This window comes from Sphingobacterium sp. LRF_L2 (assembly GCF_965644235.1).
Classification (GTDB): domain Bacteria; phylum Bacteroidota; class Bacteroidia; order Sphingobacteriales; family Sphingobacteriaceae; genus Sphingobacterium.
The window spans coordinates 38,244-58,308 of record NZ_CBFFRI010000009.1; the positions used below are offsets into that span (position 1 = coordinate 38,244).

General features: G+C 36.2%; 18 protein-coding genes. 9 read left to right on the plus strand and 9 right to left on the minus strand.

Annotated features, from left to right (window positions below; all coding sequences use genetic code 11):
- Positions 1 to 31 precede the first annotated feature (31 nt).
- The 3 genes from ACSZOX_RS17695 to ACSZOX_RS17705 form a co-directional block, all read right to left on the minus strand.
- Positions 32 to 1,177, minus strand: coding sequence for an AbiH family protein (locus ACSZOX_RS17695; RefSeq protein WP_437921515.1), 1,146 nt, complete (start codon positions 1,175 to 1,177; stop codon positions 32 to 34).
- Positions 1,178 to 1,259: 82 nt separating this feature from the next.
- Positions 1,260 to 2,024 (minus strand): hypothetical protein, encoded by a 765-nt coding sequence (locus ACSZOX_RS17700; protein WP_437921516.1) that lies wholly within the window; start codon positions 2,022 to 2,024, stop codon positions 1,260 to 1,262.
- Between the two features lie 12 nt (positions 2,025 to 2,036).
- Positions 2,037 to 3,017, minus strand: a complete 981-nt coding sequence (locus tag ACSZOX_RS17705; protein WP_437921517.1) for a hypothetical protein — start codon at positions 3,015 to 3,017, stop codon at positions 2,037 to 2,039.
- Between the two features lie 482 nt (positions 3,018 to 3,499).
- Here ACSZOX_RS17705 and ACSZOX_RS17710 point away from each other — a divergent pair, with 482 nt between their 5' ends.
- Entirely contained in the window at positions 3,500 to 3,769 is a 270-nt protein-coding gene (locus tag ACSZOX_RS17710) for a hypothetical protein (protein WP_437921518.1), read from the plus strand.
- 2 nt (positions 3,770 to 3,771) lie between these two features.
- A complete protein-coding gene (locus tag ACSZOX_RS17715) occupies positions 3,772 to 4,752 on the plus strand; it encodes a hypothetical protein (protein WP_437921519.1) in 981 nt (326 codons plus the stop codon).
- A gap of 383 nt (positions 4,753 to 5,135) precedes the next feature.
- Here the strand turns inward: ACSZOX_RS17715 and ACSZOX_RS17720 are convergent, their stop codons facing one another.
- Positions 5,136 to 6,101, minus strand: a complete 966-nt coding sequence (locus ACSZOX_RS17720) for a hypothetical protein (RefSeq protein WP_437921520.1) — start codon at positions 6,099 to 6,101, stop codon at positions 5,136 to 5,138.
- Positions 6,102 to 6,721: 620 nt separating this feature from the next.
- Here ACSZOX_RS17720 and ACSZOX_RS17725 point away from each other — a divergent pair.
- A complete protein-coding gene (locus ACSZOX_RS17725; RefSeq protein ID WP_437921521.1) occupies positions 6,722 to 7,153 on the plus strand; it encodes a nuclear transport factor 2 family protein in 432 nt (143 codons plus the stop codon).
- A gap of 232 nt (positions 7,154 to 7,385) precedes the next feature.
- Here the strand turns inward: ACSZOX_RS17725 and ACSZOX_RS17730 are convergent, their stop codons facing one another.
- Positions 7,386 to 8,615, minus strand: a complete 1,230-nt coding sequence (locus tag ACSZOX_RS17730) for a hypothetical protein (RefSeq protein WP_437921522.1) — start codon at positions 8,613 to 8,615, stop codon at positions 7,386 to 7,388.
- Positions 8,616 to 8,868: 253 nt separating this feature from the next.
- On the opposite strand from ACSZOX_RS17730, the gene ACSZOX_RS17735 reads away from it, so the two are divergent.
- Positions 8,869 to 9,300, plus strand: a complete 432-nt coding sequence (locus ACSZOX_RS17735; RefSeq protein WP_437921523.1) for a nuclear transport factor 2 family protein — start codon at positions 8,869 to 8,871, stop codon at positions 9,298 to 9,300.
- Positions 9,301 to 9,695: 395 nt separating this feature from the next.
- Here the strand turns inward: ACSZOX_RS17735 and darG are convergent, their stop codons facing one another.
- On the minus strand, positions 9,696 to 10,742 hold the full coding sequence (darG, locus tag ACSZOX_RS17740) for a type II toxin-antitoxin system antitoxin DNA ADP-ribosyl glycohydrolase DarG (protein ID WP_437921524.1): 1,047 nt from the start codon (positions 10,740 to 10,742) through the stop codon (positions 9,696 to 9,698).
- 2 nt (positions 10,743 to 10,744) lie between these two features.
- Positions 10,745 to 11,383: a type II toxin-antitoxin system toxin DNA ADP-ribosyl transferase DarT gene (gene darT, locus ACSZOX_RS17745; RefSeq protein WP_437921525.1), complete on the minus strand. Its 639-nt coding sequence runs from the start codon at positions 11,381 to 11,383 to the stop codon at positions 10,745 to 10,747.
- 694 nt (positions 11,384 to 12,077) lie between these two features.
- On the opposite strand from darT, the gene ACSZOX_RS17750 reads away from it, so the two are divergent.
- A complete protein-coding gene (locus ACSZOX_RS17750) occupies positions 12,078 to 12,509 on the plus strand; it encodes a nuclear transport factor 2 family protein (RefSeq protein ID WP_437921526.1) in 432 nt (143 codons plus the stop codon).
- Positions 12,510 to 13,030: 521 nt separating this feature from the next.
- Positions 13,031 to 14,152: an AI-2E family transporter gene (locus ACSZOX_RS17755; RefSeq protein ID WP_437921527.1), complete on the plus strand. Its 1,122-nt coding sequence runs from the start codon at positions 13,031 to 13,033 to the stop codon at positions 14,150 to 14,152.
- Positions 14,153 to 14,539: 387 nt separating this feature from the next.
- Here ACSZOX_RS17755 and ACSZOX_RS17760 read toward each other — a convergent pair whose 3' ends face one another.
- Positions 14,540 to 15,472, minus strand: a complete 933-nt coding sequence (locus tag ACSZOX_RS17760; protein ID WP_437921528.1) for a hypothetical protein — start codon at positions 15,470 to 15,472, stop codon at positions 14,540 to 14,542.
- Between the two features lie 721 nt (positions 15,473 to 16,193).
- On the opposite strand from ACSZOX_RS17760, the gene ACSZOX_RS17765 reads away from it, so the two are divergent.
- The 3 genes from ACSZOX_RS17765 (at position 16,194) to ACSZOX_RS17775 (ending at position 18,596) form a co-directional block, all read left to right on the plus strand.
- Entirely contained in the window at positions 16,194 to 16,667 is a 474-nt protein-coding gene (locus tag ACSZOX_RS17765; RefSeq protein WP_437921529.1) for a hypothetical protein, read from the plus strand.
- 298 nt (positions 16,668 to 16,965) lie between these two features.
- Complete coding sequence (locus tag ACSZOX_RS17770; RefSeq protein WP_437921530.1) at positions 16,966 to 17,397, plus strand: nuclear transport factor 2 family protein; 432 nt, start codon at positions 16,966 to 16,968, stop codon at positions 17,395 to 17,397.
- Positions 17,398 to 17,609: 212 nt separating this feature from the next.
- Positions 17,610 to 18,596, plus strand: coding sequence for a DUF7003 family protein (locus ACSZOX_RS17775; protein WP_437921531.1), 987 nt, complete (start codon positions 17,610 to 17,612; stop codon positions 18,594 to 18,596).
- A gap of 225 nt (positions 18,597 to 18,821) precedes the next feature.
- Here the strand turns inward: ACSZOX_RS17775 and ACSZOX_RS17780 are convergent, their stop codons facing one another.
- Complete coding sequence (locus ACSZOX_RS17780; protein WP_437921532.1) at positions 18,822 to 20,021, minus strand: hypothetical protein; 1,200 nt, start codon at positions 20,019 to 20,021, stop codon at positions 18,822 to 18,824.
- Positions 20,022 to 20,065: the final 44 nt, after the last annotated feature.

A 20,065-nucleotide genomic window follows, 5' to 3' on the forward strand; every position in this document is an offset into this window, starting at 1 on the left:
AAGGAAATTACTCTACTTTCCTGTCTAAAGACTAACTCTGAGGCAAAGCAGCACAATAGGTTTTATTAAATACTCGATTACGCATCTTAACCTTGTCCTTAAAATGGCGAGCGATATTCTGCGTAATCTCTTCAAAGTTATCTCTTCCACGCTCTTGTTGATGATAAAACACCTTAATGCCAGCACAATTATCATGCTCGAAGATCATATTGAGCAGCGTACGATCTGATAGTCCACATGAGTGCCCCCATATGTAGATGATAAATGGTTCTGAAGAAATAAAATTCACAAGTTTCGAATAATTGTCTGTACGAAAATAACCAAACGATTTAATATGCTTAAAGTAATCATTAATATTGGTTTTCTCCATTTCATGATAGGACTCATCAATCTCATCTCCATAACCGAAAATTAAGGGATTCTTTTCATTTTCAAGAGATCCATGTATGTGTATAAATCCAATATTGATTTTAGATTTCAACTTCCTCACCAAGCCTGTATAATTAAAATCTAAAATTTTCACCGCCTTGGTAGTAATTCTATATAGAGGCTCATAAACAAAATGATGTTTTTCTAAAATGGCATTTGGATTGATATCCTCCTCTATATATTCTGCAAAATCAAGGTTAACTTTAGCACCTCGTGATACTTCTATCAGATACAACGAAAGTTGGTTCTTCAAATCATCTAACTCACAATTTAAACATTGAAGCAATTTTCGACGTTCTTTGACAGAAAGAGTCCCTCGATCCCCTGTTAAATAGGCATGCCTTTGGTTTAGAACTTCCTTGAGCTTGGCATAAAAATTATTTTCTATATCTACCCAATTATATTCACGGTAATTAATTAATAGATCCCTCAGTAAAGAAGACTTTATTACTCCTCTAATAGTGTAGAAATCATCTTTCAACTTTATTGCCATACCTTCCTGCCTCAGGTCAATTTTACCTAACAAGAGACCTTCGACAAGATCCTCAACACCATCAAATGAACATGGATTGACGCTTGTAGGAATATTATCCAACGTCATTTCTAAAATATGCTGACACGTAGGTTTTAAATTATTTATAGCTTCACTAAAACATTTTGTGATAAACCAAGTAACAAACGAATTGTAATCGGTCTTAAGACCGTGAGCTAGATCAAATCCGTTTCCTATAAGAATAAGCTTATTCATTATTTTTTTTTAGATCGTTATGTAAATTAAATTTTGCCATAAGTTAGATGATTATGTATCTGCTCTATCTACAATTGAAATATTACTTGCCCCTATTTCTGAATTTTATATACCTACTCCCTATATATATACTATCTTTTTCGAAATAAATATCATCTGCTTTTTTATGCTTTCGGACCAACATAATAGGTTTTATTGGCTGAAGATTCACAGAACCATCTCCTAATTTTGAAAAGATCCAAAATGGGGCATCTAATTTCTTGTAAATTTGATCAAACTGGAGAAAATCAATTACAGCCACCACGTCATGATTTGATAAGGTTACACTATCGACTTTAATCTCATCGTCTTGCAAGTTAGCACTTGTAGTCCAATAACTTCTCGGCGCAAATTTAACTTTGCCTTCTGAAGTATAGTGACCGCGACGGAAAAGGTTAAAAAATCTTACATCAATCAAATTTTGATTTTCAAAGTAGGATCTGGAAAAAGCAGAAAATCCGCATCTTCGGCTTCTAAAAACATTCTTCTTATATCTTGAATAATATTTTATAGGGGATATAAGAACGACATCTTTTGGGAAAGTATCGCTTTTTTTGACAAGCAAATAGTTGATTCCCAAACGTTCGTTGAGTCGATTCGTGAGATCTCTTTGGTCGGTTCGGGAAAAAGTGTTAAAGTTGAAATACTCATGTTTAGTGTAGACGTCATATTGCGTTAGATCAATTGTATCCAGAGCTTTTGTGTTTAGCACGCGGTTTACATCTGAAAACTTTTTGGTACAGGAGGACACAACGATGAATATGAGGAGAATCGAAAAGGATACCGATAGATGTTGCTTTGTTTTCATAGACAGCAGTATTTATTTTTTTCTGACATTGGATAAAACGCCTATCGATCTTTGCAAGTCCATGCCCCAATGCTCCATTGTACTATTGATGTGATAAGGCATATTACCGCCATAATGGATTAGGTTTTGAGGATCTAAACGATCGTTAGAATTATATTTTCTAATCGATATTTCTGCAAAATCATTGAATTTAACACCAAACCCGACAAAGCTCAGATTATATGCATATTGATCAACATCTTTGTAATCGACGGTATTATTCCTTAAACTGGATGCGACTTTGTAAGCCCTATCATAGTCACCGGTAAACTTATTGAAACTGAGTGATAAGGTATTGACATGGCCAAAATTGTTGTTAGCTAAATGATAAGATATTAACATGCTGCTTGTATAGAAGCGGTCTTCTTCTCCTTCGATCAATGCTTTCCCGAACCATTCGAAAGGGCCTGCTCCATCATTTTGGTAATATAGTTGGGCGCGATAAATCTTTATATCTAAAAATCCAACGCGCTGATGTTTGAATCCTTTATCATCGTTCAGATAAATGAGCTCTGTGCCCATTGAAAAACTGCTATGGAAGGGATGCATTAATGGGGATTGGTTAAGATTTGCATAGAGATAATAGGGCTGCCCGAGATACGCATCTTTTGTCCACGTGGATCTGCTGTTCCATGGACCAAACCGGAAAGCATTTGCTGCGCCTAAGATAAACTCGAAGGAATGATTTGATTTGTATCTCTTCTGATTTTTCTTTTCCTGTCTTGTAGATAGCGTTTTCAAGTTTAAAGCGGTACCGACATGGACATTGGGAAACAGACCATTCATTTCGTAGCCATATCCACAATTACCAAAAACTTTCAACATGTACCCGGTTTCTTGTCGCATCCCCACCTGTAGTCCCAAATTAAAGCCTAATTGGTGCCGACTTCCATAATCTTGGGCGTGCAGTACGGTAAAAAATAGAAGTATAAAAACTAGGGAAACTACTTTCATACGAGTATTAATAATATGGTGTAAAACAATAATAAATGGCTAATAAATCATATTCTGCAGCAATGATTCGATCTGTAATCTTTGACGTAGAAACACTGTATTAAATTACATAATATGATTTAATAATTAAAATATTTTTTCACTATAGCGAAAAATAAATCTAGTAATCATCTGATTTACAACACACTTTCAAACAATCAAATAGATAAAAAAGGGAGTAACACTTCAATAGTTGATTTTAAAAAAAAGAATATAGGATTTGCACAACAATATTTTTGAAGGAACACCTAAAAGTCTCTATGAATTAACCAAATTGATCCGCACTCACCTATTAAACACTAGCTTTACGGCCATCTCACTATACTAAAATTACAGAAATTCATTATTGATAGATAAGTATTAAATCTTTCATGTTAAAAAATCAAAAAACATTTACAAATTACATAAAAAATAATATATTAGAGAATTAAAATTATTCAATTATGAAAATAAAACACTTATTAATTACAGTCTCTTTAGGGCTTCTCCTCATCTCATGCAGTAAAGATGACAAACCTGTGAATGAAAATCTTCCGGAGAAGGTTCTTCTTAAAAATGGCAAAGAATATTTAAAAGATTCTGTGCTTAACAAACTTTCACTATATACACAAGTTCAATCAGATAGTATAGTATATGATAGCGAAAAACAAACCTTCTTCTTGAAGGATTCTAATTTTGAAATTGATGCAATCTTCTACCTTCAATTAAAATAATTATGTCAAGACAAAAGCACTTTTTATTTTTACTTTGCTTTACTTTTTTTTCATATTCAAAAAGCATAGCTCAATTTAATAATATAATTAGTTCGGTTAACATCGGAGTAAATAGCCAATATTTAGAAGAAGGGGATATTAAAGTTTACAATACCAGTATAGCAGATAACGTACCAATAAAATACTCAATAGGGCGTTATGCCGACGCTACAAGTAAAACACTAGTCGCCAAAGCTATATTTATAATTGATATCTTAGGAGCTGAATATGCAGTAAGCGATACCATACAAATCTCAAATGCCGATTTTACAGGCACATCAGTAGGTAGCAAAATTCTTGACGCAACGATCACATTACAACCTAATTCCAAAATAGGAATCGTCAAATTGAAATATACAGAACAAATAGATGGTACATGGTCAGCCTTCAAATACTCTCAAGAATCTATTAGAACGACATATGGTAGATCCTTCTATGATATACAGGGGCCAGATAAAATCTGTACAGAGGAAACCTACAAAGTAAACTATACCGAAGGCTTAACGTTTGAAGGTAACGGAATTGCAACAGTGGCTTCATTAGGAAATGGCGAGTATAAAATTTCACGTATAGGAACGAATTCGGGTATAATTACATTCAGTTCGAAAGCGAATGGAAAACAATATACAAAGACTATCGAGATTGGAGCATATACTGTCGGCACCATAACCGGAAACGCTAATTTAAAAAAGGGAGAATCGTTAACTTATTCGATTCCTTTGAATGGTAATTTGGATTATCTTTGGAGTTGCTCTAATCCTTACGTTACAATAACAAAAACTTCAGCCAATACAGTAAAGCTAAGCACGACAAGCAACATGCCAGCAGGTTATTCTGCACAGACAACCTTGTATGCAAAAGCAGTAACTAACTGTGGTACAGCAACAAACTATGTATCTAAGAGCATTTTATTATCTGCCGATTTAGATCCTCGTTTAGACTAGGTTAAAAAAGTAAAATGGTATAGACCGGATATTTTAGCAAAGGTCCGAATACTAAAAAAAACACCTATAGCATCTGTGACTTTAAAGCCTGCATTTTTGCAGGCTTTCTTTTTGTATACGATATCACAATGGGATGTAGAGGTTAGATTTTTCTTACCCCTCAGATCGCAAACATTATCGTTATTTGTCATGCTACGCAAGGAGAGATCTACCAACGACAGACTCTTCCGAACGGCGGGATGACAACTTTCAAAATCCTTTTCTTACCCGATTATTAAGATTCTTTTAACGGTATGTGAGCCCCCCAATTTGAATAATGTTGTATCTGTATATTTCAAATATTGGTTAATAATTCGGTAGTTAAAAAAAAGGATGATAAAAAACTATATCTTAATTTGTTTCATATTTCCCCAATTTTTCTCTGCAGCGAGTAAAGAATGAAAAGTATCATTTAAAAACACTACATGCTTTTTTACAAAAGGATTAGGAACTGAGAAATTTAAGGAGGATGACTCGAACGAAATACCAAATACTTGAAAAGCTAGAGAAATCTTACCTCCAATAGCTATCCCTTTTTCGTTATCGCCCCACCCACGTATAAAATTATTTAGTTTCGCCAATCGATCAATTGCTTTGGTGTCTCCTCTCAAAAGTGCATCGGTAATTTCTGCAGACCACTCTCTAAAATGTTGTAGAATGCGTTTTTCTCTAATTAAAGATATCGCTTCGGTCCAGCTACCACATTTAGTTGCTGTGTCTAATACAAAACTTGCAATGGGAGGAAGTTGTGCCAAGGCCATCTTAATTCCACTTTCCTTTTCGACATTTTCCACGTATTTATTCGCGGATTTCACAACATTCTCAAGAAGTCGCAAAACAACTCTATTATCTTCATTTTCAACACCTTCAATACCTGACAAACTTTTAAAAAGTTCATTTCGAAAAGCAGAAGGGCTATAAGTTGAGCTTATTTCGTTAGAAACACCAAGATAGAAGAGCAACCGTTTAATATTGCTTCTTACTTGATTATTTCGAATATCAGAAAATTCTAGATTGTCCAATTCAGAAATCTTCTTATCGGCATTTTGATTAATTTTTTTTCGAGTATCGGAATCCAAATCTATTCCCTCTACATTATTGAAATCATTTAATAGCTTTTGTGCCCAATTATTCCCTACAAATACATTGTTATCAACAACCATCTTATCATAGAGAACTGAATTTTCTATAAATTTTAACCAATTAGGCAAGATACTTTGGGAAATCGCATAGTTATTTTCCAAAGCATAAAATCCAATAGCAGCGTCAGATAAAGTTGCATTATCGGTAAGTAACTTCTGTTGTAACATAATAATTGCTGTATTTACTCTATATAAGGTTAATAAATATTAAATTACAATTTTATTTGTTATAAAAAAAGTAATTAAAAGATTTCACATTTTAAATATCCATTTAGCAATAGACTGCCATTTTCATTCTGTTTTTTTTATTACTGACAGAAAAGCTGACAAAAAACATGAATTTTTGTCAGAGTGAAGCAAAAGACTGACATATTGTAAAAACGCTAGGCTTGGCAGTTTTGACGGCATGCCATTCAGCTGAGTAAACATGGTCTATGCCATGTTAAAAAGCGTTAAATGGAGGTTTGTTGATCGGTATGGCACAGCCTTTGAATATGTACTAGTATTCATAATTTAGGTTAATAATTGGTTAGTTAGTAAAAATCCTGAGGCTCCCCGCTTCAGGATTTTTTATTTTGCACTTCAATGTATGTCTTTTCTTTAGACGGCTGCATCTACTATTCCAGACTTCTTAAAAAGTATCCGCATACTTCACCGATTTTTCCGCCGCCTTTACCGAGATTATACGTACATACATCTAATTGCTGTTCGGCTCCTCCCGCTTCTGCCCTACCTTTGAGATATCAAATAAGAAACAGAGATATTTAAAAACATAAAAAACTACTACCATGAAAAAGACTTTAACAACCATCGCCGCAGCATTCATCATGATCTCTTCTTTCAGTGCTTTTGCTGCTGAAAACGCAAACCCGCTTAAGAATGTGGAATCGGACAAGATCGTGACAACTTACCTGGAAGCCACTACGCTGGGAACTGTTGAACTGAACAAATTTCTATTCGCTGATGATTTTGAATACAGCAACACCGCTAACGGGGACAGCTTCAACAAAAAGCAGTACACCAACTTCCTGAAGGCACATAAGGGGGTGAAGTTCGACTGCGAGACCACTTACGAGATCCTGGATCAGAGCGGCCAGGCCTGTGTGGCGAAAGCTACGATGAAGTTTGCAAACTTCACCCGGGTGGATTACATCACCTTGAACCAAAGTGCGGAAGGCTGGAAAGTGAGCAAGGTAGTAACCGGCTATCCCGGTAAATAAATATATATAGTTTATTTCGTTCTGGAGCCTGCAGTGATGCGGGCTTTTTTATTTGTCTGCTGTTAAAGTTCTGTTAAAGGTGGTTGGCCAGGCAACTTTACAGCCTGAACAGCGTTATATTTGTACATTCATAATTTAGGTTAATAATTGGTTAGTTAGTAAAAAATCCTGTGGCTCCCCGCCTTAGGATTTTTTTTGATATGTAAACTTGCATAGTTATGATATACAATGGCTATAGCCCGAAAGTCAATCCTACTCCATATTGTTGCTGTTTAAGGAAGCGTTCTGTGAACAACTCTATAGCTATGTTTTTTACGAAAAAATTATTGATGTTTGGATAGATATTCATCCCCAACTCATAATCTGTTCTAGAATTAAATATGGATGTTTTTCCATAAACATTTAAGAACTTCCAGGGCTGATAAGTGCCATGTATTCTTACTCCAAGTATTTTATCTAAAGCTACAGTAAGATGGTCGGCTCCTAGTCCTAGAGTTATTTTTTTATAACTCACTCCGTACATGAGCTGCAAATTTTGCGCATGTACTGTACCTGAATCTATTTCTAACTTTCTCTTTCTATAGCCAGTGGCAAGAAAATCAACTGTTTTTTGCTTTAGTAGTAATTTAGAAAGATGGGCTTCTAAAAGGATATCATAATTCTTCTGCTGTTTTGAAAATCGATGATGTGCATGGAGCATAAGATAATTTTTGTTTTGGAACACCGGAAAACCTTTTGACAAAGAATACCCTATTGGGCTTGTGTTCGTCGCAGAATATCCGATGTATAATGGGGAGCGATGGTAGCATATCGTCATCATATTTCCTATAAGATAACATCCTTTATGCGGTAAAGATTGTTTAAATTGATCGAAATGTGAGGTTAAACCTAGAGAATCATCCAACTGATTAATGAAATCACGCAGCTGCTGAGCTTCTGCCGAGTGTTGTGATTCTGGCGACCAATATGATGCAATTTTTGTTTGTTTTGAATTGCTAAATTCAAATGTATAGGTTGCACCGTCGGCTCCTCTCTGCCATGTTTTGATATCCTTTTGCGATGGAAGTGTATCTATCCGATATTTATGCAGCAAATATTCCAGCATTTCGACATCTTTGATACTTAGATTGATTTTGCTGTATACTAGATTGGATTTATAATTTTTACGCTTATAATGATGGATGTAATTAACAAGGCGAGCCTCTGTTTTTACATCAGTTTTCACCAACTCTATGATTTGATTCTGGTCCCCGTAACGAAATAGTTCTCCCCTAAAAGTGTCTTGCAATGACGTTAACTTAAAGTGCTTGATCAAAGGTATAAACCTTTCGTAGCTGACGGAATCTCCGATTAAAATTTGATTTTGCGAGAAGCTAGGTGATACCTTACAGCCAAAAATCAAACAAAGTAAAGAAATCTTCTGTAATACTGATAAGATGTAGGACGAAGCTGATTTTCTCACAATTTCTTTTGGCTAATTTATACGACAAGATAGCGTATGTTATGAATATTTCAAAACATTGACAAGATAGGATTATAGCACATCTTTCCAATGAGATCAACACACTTCACCGATTTTTCCGCCGCCTTTACCGAGATTATACGTACATACATCTAATTGCTGTTCGGCTCCTCCCGCTTCTGCCCTACCTTTGAGATATCAAATAAGAAACAGAGACATTTAAAATATTTAAAAACATAAAAAAACTACTACCATGAAAAAGACTTTAACAACCATCGCTGCAGCATTCATCATGATCACTTCTTTCAGTGCTTTTGCTGCTGAAAACTCAAACCCGCTTAAGAATGTGGAATCGGACAAGATCGTGACAACTTACCTGGAAGCCACTACGCTGGGAACTGTTGACCTGAACAAATTTCTCTTCGCTGATGATTTTGAATACAGCAACACCGCTAACGGGGACAGCTTCAACAAAAAGCAGTACACCAACTTCTTGAAGGCACATAAGGGTGTAAAGTTCGACTGCGAGACCACTTACGAGATCCTGGACCAGAGCGGTCAGGCTTGTGTGGCAAAAGCGACAATGAAGTTTGCAAACTTCACCCGGGTGGATTACATCACCTTGAATCAAAGTGCAGAAGGTTGGAAAGTGAGCAAGGTAGTAACCGGCTATCCCGGTAAATAATATATAGTTTATTTCGTTCTGGAGCCTGCAGTGATGCGGGCTTTTTTATTTGTCTGCTGTTAAAGTTCTGTTAAAGGTGGTTGGCAAGGCAACTTTACAGCCTGAACAGCGTTATATTTGTACATTCATAATTTAGGTTAATAATTGGTTAGTTAGTAAAAAATCCTGTGGCGCCCCGCCTCAGGATTTTTTTTCAATTATGTGAGTTCTGCTATCTCCTATAACGTAAGCTTTGTAAATTTAAACAATGACCAACAATGTATTATACACAAATGGGGACATCCTTGCAGAAGTAAAGATAAAAAAGGGAAACCTTGTGAAATACGAACATATCGCAAAACATGTCATTTTCACAGATAAAATATTTACAATAGTCGCTCTAGTGTATTGAAATTTTAGAAATTCAAAGTGTACTGATAATCCTTCAAGTGTGTATATGCTAATTCTATATGCTCGGCCTTGAAGAGATTAGATTTTCTTTGATTCCATTTTTTAATATGGTTTTTGATATCTTCAACCGTTTTTACACCTTCCTGCTTACTAGAAAAGTCCACTGATGCCAACAGCTCCAATGCATACGTTGATTCAAACCCTTTGATCAATGCTAAAACTGACTTTAGACGATCTCGCTGCTGCTGTTCAAGTTGACTATGTACATACACCTCCACCTCTTGATATTTTTCATAATTAAGAAAAAGTGGTTCAAAAGCCTTTGCTTCATTCTGTTCCAATCCCTTAAGATAAATACCATTAATACTGTATAAAACATGATTCAACTGTACGGCATATGGTCCATAATGATGAGCTTGAAAGTTTAACTTCAAATTCTCTCCGCTTTCCTGTAAAAAGTACGCCAACTTATTTGCAGAAAATAAACTACTGATATCTCCGACTGATTCGTAATGAAACATCAAGTACAAAAGCATGGCTTTACCAGGAGTCAATTTTGCATTTTTTGTCTTTTTCTCAGATTGGAGTATATTTTTGATTTCTAAATTCGGTTCGTAAATATAAATATCAATCTCAATATCTCCTAAAGCATCAATAATCATTGGTTTGACAACATTCCAATCAAGGCCTCCATTCCCACACCCTAAAGGTGGTAAAGCTATACTTGTAATATTGTATTCTTTGATGGATTTTTCTAAAGCTTTAAGTCCTTCCTGAATATAGGATAGCTCTGAAGGTGATCGCCAATGTTCTTTGGTTGGAAAATTGATAATGTATTTTTCACATAATATATCACCATCTTTGACAACTAAAACTTCTCCAACTTTCAATTCACCTTTTTTACAAGCCTCCTTATAGACTTTATAATTATGTGGATATTTGTTCTTGAATTGTAAAGCAATTCCTTTACCCATCACACCTACAGTATTGACGGTATTTACTAATGCCTCGGCATCTGACTGTAATAAATCCCCTTTCAAAAACTTTATCATACCTAATAATATAATCTACCCTCAACTGCTACAACAACCGGTACATCTAGCCCTAAGTTACGGACAATATCTTCTATTTCTATTTTTTTGGTTTCGTTTTTCACAACAATCTTATCGATGTAACGAACAGGAATGTGACTCTTTACTAAAAACTCAGCCTGCTTAAAGTCTCTTCGCTGAAAATCGTCCTCTGTGTTGCTCCAATCCTTAGCCCTAATAACATCCCATCTGAGTCTATGTAAATCACTTGGATTTGTAGAAAAATTTGCCAATTTTACTTTAGCATGCCGATCAGTAAAAACATATTGGAAACCATCGCTTATAATATGAGCACTGTCAACAATAATAAATACAATATCTTCCTGTGGATAACGCTGTACACCTCGATGTCCATTAGCTATCATAAATAACATTGGGGAATGCCCCCAGAAATAGAACGGAATATATTCACCTAGGGTGCCATAGCCATTAATAGGAATGACATAATCCTCACGATCTACAATCAATTGTTGATGCCCAATACTAATGTAATTAGGATCGACATTTTCATGATTTTTACAGCATAGACCATGAGTCAAAATATATTCGATATTCTGCCAATGCACCATGCGAAAAAGGTAAACTGGATCAGGTGTAGCCATACTGAGAACAAAGATATAAATTATTAAATACTCGGCATATTATTCAAAAATTCTTCAGATTGCTGTACCCTTAGACTAACGCTATAAACCGATGTTGATTACATGGAGATTGGAAGAACCGCTCCCGGAGTACTTATGGACGGCTTCGGCGAAAATGTCTGTTGGCTAGCCTGTCGTAAGACATGGCTTTTGGAGATTTTGAGTTGGCTACTGACAGAAAAGCAGACAAAAAACAAGAGTTTTTGTCAGAGTGAAGCAAAAGACTGACATCATGTAAAAACGAGCCACATGACAGTTTTTGGCGACATGCCATTCTGCTGAGTAAAGATGATCTATCTTATGTTAAATATCGTTAAATGGAGGTTTATAGATCGGTATGGCACAGCGTTTGAATATGTATTAGTATTCATAATTTAGGTTAATAATTGGTTAGTTAGTAAAAATCCTGAGGCTCCCCGCTTCAGGATTTTTTATTTTGCACGTCAATGTATGTCTTTTCTTTAGACGACTGTATCTTCTATTTCGGACTTTCTTAAAAAGTATCCGATTACTTCACCGATTTTTCTACCGCCTTTACCGAGATTATACGTACATACATCTAATTGCTGTTCGGCTCCTCCCACTTCTGCCCTACCTTTGAGATATCAAATAAGAAACAGAGACATTTAAAATATTTAAAACAAAAATTACTACCATGAAAAAGACTTTAACAACCATCGCTGCAGCATTCATCATGATCACTTCTTTCAGTGCTTTTGCTGCTGAAAATGCAAATCCGCTTAAGAATGTGGAATCGGACAAGATCGTGACAACTTACCTGGAAGCCACTACGGTGGGAACTGTTGACCTGAACAAATTTCTATTCGCCGATGATTTTGAATACAGCAACACCGCTAACGGGGACAGTTTCAACAAAAAGCAGTACACCAACTTCCTGAAGGCACACAAGGGGGTGAAGTTCGACTGCGAGACCACTTACGAGATCCTGGACCAGAGCGGTCAGGCCTGTGTGGCAAAAGCTACGATGAAGTTTGAAAACTTCACTAGGGTGGATTACATCACCTTGAACCAAAGTGCAGAAGGCTGGAAAGTGAGCAAGGTAGTAACCGGCTATCCCGGTAAATAAATATATATAGTTTATTTCGTTCTGGAGCCTGCAGTGATGCGGGCTTTTTTATTTGTCTGCTGTTAAAGTTCTGTTAAAGGTGGTTGGCCAGGCAACTTTACAGCCTGAACAGCGTTATATTTGTACATTCATAATTTAGGTTAATAATTGGTTAGTTAGTAAAAAATCCTGTGGCTCCCCGCCTCAGGATTTTTTTTCAATTATGTGAGTTCTGCTATCTCCTCTAACGAAGGATAGCATAAAAGTACCATCTGATATCGCGGAGGTGTATGGCCGAAAAGGTTTTGATTTGATTGAAAAAAACTTTTATTGAAATTTAATGTTTTCGTAATATCTGTTTGATATTTTTTCTTTGCTTTGTAAACACGTAATAATAATCTCATTGTGCATTACTATACTGTAAATCTTGTTCCCGAGTTCAGGAGTATTAAGATCTAGCACTTCGCTCAAAGGAGCATCCAGAACGGGATGATATATGGAAAATGTACAACGGATTAACAATAGACTAAAATAGATTCGTCATGATGTCGAGATTCTTTGATTTACCATTTTATTTAAAGCTTACATGCAGCCTGATAACGTTGATAGCGATTTTTTACATTGCTAAAGTAGGGCAGACTATTATCGTGCCCTTTATCTTGGGGAGTCTTTTTGCGCTGTTGCTGACGCCGTTATCTAGCTGGTTGGAACGTAAAATAAGGATACCAAGGGTGGTTGCTGCATTATTATCGCTGTTTTTGTTCTTTTCCTTGATTGTGGGTGTGTTTACACTCTTGGGATCGCAGATGACTAGCCTTAAACAGGATTTACCTGCTTTTGAAAAGCAAGTGGTCGATGGTTTTGATGTGATACAAAATTGGGTTTTTGAAACGTTTCATATCGACTACTCGGCACAGGTCGGTTACATCAACGATACACTATCAAATTCCGTAGGACAGGGCACCGCTATTCTCGGTGTGGCATTGCTATCGATGTCCTCTACATTGATTCTTTTGATATTCACATTTTTCTATACCTTTTTTATGCTTGCCTACAGGGGGCATATTGTACGATTTTTATTGTTACTGAACAAAGAGAACGACCACAGTATTGTCCTCGAAATAATTTTTCAGGTGCAATATGTGGTAAAAAAATACTTGATAGGGCTTTTTCTTCAGATGATCATTGTCGCTATCCTAACATTTATTGCGCTAAGCATTATTGGTGTGAAATATAGTCTTATGCTAGCGATATTCACTGGTTTTTTCAATGTACTGCCTTATATCGGGATTTTTTTAGCGCTTTTAGTGATCTCCCTGATCACATTTGCTACCTCTTCTTTTTTACATGTACTTTTTGTGATCCTGGCTATTTTTATCATTCATTTTTTCGACAGTAATTTTGTGGTTCCGAAAATCGTCGGTTCAAAAGTCAAAGTTAATTCTATGGTGGCTATGATGGCTATATTCTGCGGTGAGCTGTTGTGGGGTATTTCGGGAATGTTCTTAGCTATACCTGTACTTGCTATTGTAAAAATTGTTTTTGACAGAATACGACCGCTTAAACCTTGGGGATTTTTGCTAGGAGAAGACGATAATAAGGAACAGTATGAGGCGTTGAAAAAAGAGATTTGTGCAACCAATGAATCCGGCAAGCGTAAATAATAGGAACTTATAAAATAGCTTAAAGATTTTTGGCACTTCCTTTTCTCCTTTACACAGAGGGTGACATCTATTCATCGATATATCCTTCCGAACGGCATAGGGTGAAAACCTCTACGTTTCCCTCTTATGAAGTACTGTTAAAGTTCTGTTAAAGGTAGTTCGCTAGGCAACTTTATCGCTTGAATAGCGTTATATTTGTATATTCATAATTTAGGTTAATAATTGGTTAGTTAGTAAAAAATCCTGAAGCTCCCCGCTTCAGGATTTTTTTATATATAACCTACTATACTGCATTACAAAGGGGGGGTACTCAATTTTGCAACAAATAAAAAAGCGCCTCGATCGAGAACGCTTACTATATTTAAAATACCTTATTGATAACCGAACTTACACGAGCTGATCTATCTCTTCGGCAGCTAGTCCCGTAGCTCTGGCTATATCAGAAACTGACACACCTAATTTTTTAAATTCCAGTGCTATGGCACGTTTCTCCATCTCCGCTTTTGCGCGTTCCTCCAACATCCCTTCTCTCTTCCCTTCTAGTTTTCCTTCTGTCTTGGCCTTATCCAATAGATATTCTCGTGTTCCCATAGTGGTATTCCTTCCTATTTTGGTTTCTATCTCTCTTTCAAATATACTAAATAATGTTTCATCTTGGAAGCTGACATAACGAGACAAAAAATCATAAATACCCTGACGGGTATACTTATCCATAGCTCGTTTAGTCATCTCATCATATAGATCGTGCTTGATCGCCTTGAGTGCCTCGTCTGATATATTACGGTAGACAATCCCCTGTAGAGCAGTGAGTGCAACAACGGCGAAAGGATTCATATTCGCCCGAAGATCCGACTCAGAATGATCCAAGATTTTGTAACTATTGAACTTATAACTAAGGCTTGTGCCCATAAATTCTTGAAGGTACATACTAGGACGATAGCTCCTATTTTCATCGGCAAGGATCGCTATCGCTGTTATAGGAACCCGATATTTGTCTCGTATGCGATAGAAATATTGGAACATACGCTCGGCCAGGTTTCCCTTTCCCCTACTTGACTGTACTTCTATATGGCACAGTACGAACTTCTCGCTACCATCATGCAGGTAAACTTTAGCCAGCTTATCAACATAACGTACGCCTTTGCTACTGGTCTCGGGAGGAAAAAGTTGTTCAAACTCCTTATCCATATATTCGAAACCGCGATTGAAGTCAAAGATCTTCTCCGCCTCTGGAAAGAAAAATGCCAGGAAATGCTTGAAAGTGTGTTCGATGATGGATTTCCATAGCGGATCGTCCACACGACGTCTTAATTGGCTCATAGCACACAATTTATAAATGGTTTTATAAAACGAAGATAGATTTTATAAACCTAAAAAACTAACAAAATTAGTAATAAAACAAAAAAAAAGTATATCGGAAGATTTAACGATCCTTTTGATTGACTTTTCTGTTGAATCCAGCCTAAAAATGACCAGTATTACAGACAGGTGATAACCTCTACATTCCAAGAATGATTGATGAAATAAGAATCCTCGTAGTTTTTTGGGCACTTCGACTCTTACTTACAGCAACCCGAACCCATAAGCGATTGCCTACAAAAAATAACTCATAGCTATCTTAAAAATAAATATGTAACAAAACGTTAACGTAGATAAATTGGCACAGCATTTGAGCATGTATCAGTATTCATAATTTAGGTTAATAATTGGTTAGTTAGTAAAAATCCTGAAGCTCCCAACTTCAGGATTTTTTTTGTTCAACCATGTTTTTTTTAATCTTTTTAAGATTTTTGATAGATAATAAAAATATATTCACTTCGGTCTGTTTGGTTAATACGATTTATACCTTCTATAATCTATACCTGATTTTTCAATAGCATAAACTCCTTTAACCTTATTTACTTTCGATTGACCTCCGTCGTATAAATGGATAAAAAAAAGAATTATTCGATTAAAAAAAATAAAGATCATTATATTTGAGTGAGTCAGTAAGACATGTAAAAAATCATAACCAAACTAAATTAAAAACGGAAAGACACGAATGAACAATAAACTTAAATGGCCGATATACCTGCTTTTTACTGTATCACTCTTGAGCGGATGTAGTAAAGATGATGCGGATCAAAACGAGGAATACATCTTAAAAAACAGTACTTGGGTTGCTACAACTGTGGATGCCAATCCTGACACGAACCCTCCTGGCCAATTCGGAGCAAATGGTAACAATAATTATTATCCTTGGTTGGATTGTCAACTCGACGATTCATTTACGTTTTCGCAGGGAAATTTAACTATTGACGACAACGGAACAAATTGCGAAGTTGACTTCGTTATCGATAATAAGGTTCAAGCTTTCTCATACAACGCAGAAAGCAAACAATTAACGGTAGGCGAAGGACAAGATCCAATCATCTTCACCGTATATGAACTCAACAAAGATAGACTCAAATTAGGATTATCGTTGGTTGCACCTGGAGGAGGTGCCAATCTTGTATTTCTATTTAAGAGAAAATAGCGTAAACAATTCTTTAGAGAATTCGTAATCATAGAGGAAGCCCCTGAAGTTTGACACTTCGGGGGCTTTTGTTTTAGATGTATCAATGTACAGCATTCTTTTAAGTGTATGTATTCCTTATTCTGGGCCTTCATAAAAAGTATCCGCACACTTCACCGATTTTTCCGCAGCCTTTACCGAGATTATACGTACATACATCTAATTGCTGTTCGGCTCCTCCCGCTTCTGCCCTACCTTTGAGATATCAAATAAGAAACAGAGACATTTAAAATATTTAAAAACATAAAAAACTACTACCATGAAAAAGACTTTAACAACTATCGCTGCAGCATTCATCATGATCACTTCTTTCAGTGCTTTTGCTGTTGAAAATGCAAACCCGCTTAAGAATGTGGAATCGGCCAAGATCGTGACTGCTTACTTGGAAGCGACTACTTTGGGGAGTGTTGAACTGAACAAATTCCTTTTCGCTGATGATTTTGAATACCGTAACGCGGCAAACGGAGACAGTTTCAACAAAAAGCAGTATACCAACTTCCTGAAAGCGCATAAGGGAATGAAATTTAATTGTGAAACGACTTACGAGATCTTGGATCAGAGCGGGCAGGCTTGTGTGGCGAAAGCGACGATGAAATTTCCAAACTTCACCCGGGTGGATTACATCACCTTGAACCAGAGTGCGGAGGGGTGGAAAGTGAGCAAGGTAGTAACCAGTTATCCTGGTAAATAATATATAGTTTATTTCGTTCTGGAGCCTGCAGCAATGCGGGCTTTCTTTTTGTATACGGGATGCCAAGGTTAGATCCTTCCTGTCGGCAGGACGACAAAATAGTGTATACCTTTTTCTCTTGCATGATAGATTTTTCGCATATAAAATTGTATAATTACTGTTGATTAAACATCAAAAAGAATCAATTTTGAACTACATTAAATGTCCTATAAATGAGAATATGGATCATCTTATCATTTCTTTTCCTCATAAACACGCGTATTTTTGGGCAAGAGCAAGAAATTTCATCTTCAACTAAAACAACACCTATGACCGATGGATTTCAAAAGAAAATAACTGAAGAAGAGATATTAAAAACATTGGATAGTTCCAATGACGGATACTACTGTTCATTTGTTGACCTTGGGCACGTTTACTCCTATCTTATTGACACCCGGTTAAATGTTTTCCGCGGTAAGGACGAACAATGGGCTATCGCTATCGAAAGATTAGGGTATAATCCACGTGCTGGAGCAGTAGTTTTAGAGATTTACTATTATGGGAACTGTTTGAAAAATCTTGAGATTTATAATAATAGACCGTTAAACTATTATTCTGTTTATCCTATAGACAATGACAATTTCAACGAAACAATTGATGGTGAAATACTAAAGCTAGACGCTAAGTTTTGGTTGGTACGTGGTCAGCAAGTTCCGATAAGTCATAATAAAAAACTGTATATCCGAGCTGGAATTGAATTAAAGGAATATGCCCCAAATGAAATTAGCATCGAAGAGGCTGGCAGACTAGCTGTCCTACAAAGTCGAGACTTATTTCGAGCTACGGACGAAGAATTATATAAATCTATTCCAAAGGGCCTCGCAAAAATATTGGTACTTGACCAATGGTTTCATAAGGATTTTGATTTACAAATTTCGCCAAAAATGACGGATGAACAACTGCGACAAACTTATGAGTTTAATAAGAATTTAACCGGACTGGATGAAATGAGTTTTGAAACTTTCGCACAATCAATCCGACAACAAGAAGTTTTTAAGGACGAATGGGACATCGAAATGTGGGAAAACAACAGACCAAGTTCTTATGAAACTTGGCAATTGATTGCAAAGGTGATAGCAGAAAATGCTCCGGAGCAATATAAACCTACGTTAAAACCAAATACTCATTGGTCTAATTGGCCAGACTCGGGAACAATGTAATAAATAGCAACGATTATGAGATATATGCGAAGGGCAGAAAAAAGATGAGGTAGAAAATATTTAGTTAAACTTCTGTTAAAGACGAATCTAAAAACAACTTTGATGGTATTACAACGTTATATAAGTAATTTCATAATATAGGTTAGTAATTGGTTAGTTAGTAGAAACTCCTGAGGTTCCCCATCTCAGGAGTTTTTACTAACTATAAATTCCACGTTCTATTTATTAATTAGCAATTATTCTCGCATTTTCGTTTGTCCGGTGCCCTTCATAGAACCAGGGCATCCCCAATCTTCCTTTCGAAATCTTAATCTCTACACGTGCACTGTGTTCCCAATCCTCTGCTTTCAGAAAGAATAATCCCATCAAACGTGTTCCCCACTTTTCATTATCAAAAACTACTTCATCCGGATCGATTCCAGGCATATAGACTAACCAATGACGATTGGCAGTAGCTTTCTCCCAGGTAATGTGCTCTGCACTATCTATCATGTTACCTACCTTTAGCGCGGTAGAACAATATATAGTAAATAAAACAAACAGAGCGGGATAGATGACTAACGCATAGTTGAGTAGAATTTTCTTCCAGCCTCTGTTCAGAACAAAGTATAGACTCAACGTCATGAAAAGCGCAAATACCGCTCCCCACTTCAAAAAGAATAGTTCACTTTCTACGGTTATAACATTATACATGAGCACCGCAAAAAGTAAGATAGAAATAACAGTAGATCCTAAAATAACATTCGGAAATAAAAATGATTTCCTGTCTCCGTAATCTACCAACATATGGATCTGGGCGGCTATACTTACACAGAAAAAGATAAACAGAGGTAGACTATCGAAAAACAGACCGAATGACCAACATACAAAAATTAAAACTGTTATGAAAAGGGCTATTGTTGATGCTAGAATCTGAATAGGATGAGCGAGCAATAAACTTTCCCCAAGTAGGGGTACTTCTCGAATATACAACGAGGGATCTGCCTCTTCCAATTCATTACAGCTCTCCTCTTTTAGATTCACCAAATAAGAATCTATAAGGATTTCCTTGCCCCGAATCCAGCGGCTCAGGCAGTAAATATCACTATCAAAATCATCCAAACGGGAACATAGTGCAACAGAACTATTCGTCTTGATGACCCGATGGCCTTCTTTCCAAATAAATTTCTTTTTTTCTCCTGAGGGAAGAAAAATGGTACATCCATCCTGATCAACAAGTGCTTTCCAGATACAAATATTCATAAAATGGATTACCAGAAAGAATATAATGACGAGGAGAAAAAAAGATTTTTCGAGTGTCATATCGCCTTCTTGATAGTGGCTGTAGAGATAAAAAATAGTCGCGATAAAAAGCAACAGTATCCCAAGAATGGATAGACGGTAAGCTAATGCATAACGCAGTGTTTTTGGTTTTTGTATATTCATAATATATCCCAACTGGCTGTTTATAATGTCTCTAAATGGTTAAA

Bases quoted from the DNA above. Each gene is read 5' to 3' on its own strand.
- ACSZOX_RS17770 (WP_437921530.1), top strand. From the start codon at position 16,966: ATGAAAAAGACTTTAACAACTATCGCTGCAGCATTCATCATGATCACT.
- ACSZOX_RS17750 (WP_437921526.1), top strand. From the start codon at position 12,078: ATGAAAAAGACTTTAACAACCATCGCTGCAGCATTCATCATGATCACT.
- ACSZOX_RS17700 (WP_437921516.1), bottom strand. From the start codon at position 2,024: ATGAAAACAAAGCAACATCTATCGGTATCCTTTTCGATTCTCCTCATA.
- ACSZOX_RS17705 (WP_437921517.1), bottom strand. From the start codon at position 3,017: ATGAAAGTAGTTTCCCTAGTTTTTATACTTCTATTTTTTACCGTACTG.
- ACSZOX_RS17780 (WP_437921532.1), bottom strand. From the start codon at position 20,021: ATGAATATACAAAAACCAAAAACACTGCGTTATGCATTAGCTTACCGT.
- ACSZOX_RS17735 (WP_437921523.1), top strand. From the start codon at position 8,869: ATGAAAAAGACTTTAACAACCATCGCTGCAGCATTCATCATGATCACT.
- ACSZOX_RS17720 (WP_437921520.1), bottom strand. From the start codon at position 6,101: ATGTTACAACAGAAGTTACTTACCGATAATGCAACTTTATCTGACGCT.
- ACSZOX_RS17775 (WP_437921531.1), top strand. From the start codon at position 17,610: ATGAGAATATGGATCATCTTATCATTTCTTTTCCTCATAAACACGCGT.
- ACSZOX_RS17715 (WP_437921519.1), top strand. From the start codon at position 3,772: ATGTCAAGACAAAAGCACTTTTTATTTTTACTTTGCTTTACTTTTTTT.
- ACSZOX_RS17755 (WP_437921527.1), top strand. From the start codon at position 13,031: ATGATGTCGAGATTCTTTGATTTACCATTTTATTTAAAGCTTACATGC.
- ACSZOX_RS17765 (WP_437921529.1), top strand. From the start codon at position 16,194: ATGAACAATAAACTTAAATGGCCGATATACCTGCTTTTTACTGTATCA.
- darT (WP_437921525.1), bottom strand. From the start codon at position 11,383: ATGGCTACACCTGATCCAGTTTACCTTTTTCGCATGGTGCATTGGCAG.
- ACSZOX_RS17725 (WP_437921521.1), top strand. From the start codon at position 6,722: ATGAAAAAGACTTTAACAACCATCGCCGCAGCATTCATCATGATCTCT.
- ACSZOX_RS17760 (WP_437921528.1), bottom strand. From the start codon at position 15,472: ATGAGCCAATTAAGACGTCGTGTGGACGATCCGCTATGGAAATCCATC.
- ACSZOX_RS17695 (WP_437921515.1), bottom strand. From the start codon at position 1,177: ATGAATAAGCTTATTCTTATAGGAAACGGATTTGATCTAGCTCACGGT.
- ACSZOX_RS17710 (WP_437921518.1), top strand. From the start codon at position 3,500: ATGAAAATAAAACACTTATTAATTACAGTCTCTTTAGGGCTTCTCCTC.
- darG (WP_437921524.1), bottom strand. From the start codon at position 10,742: ATGATAAAGTTTTTGAAAGGGGATTTATTACAGTCAGATGCCGAGGCA.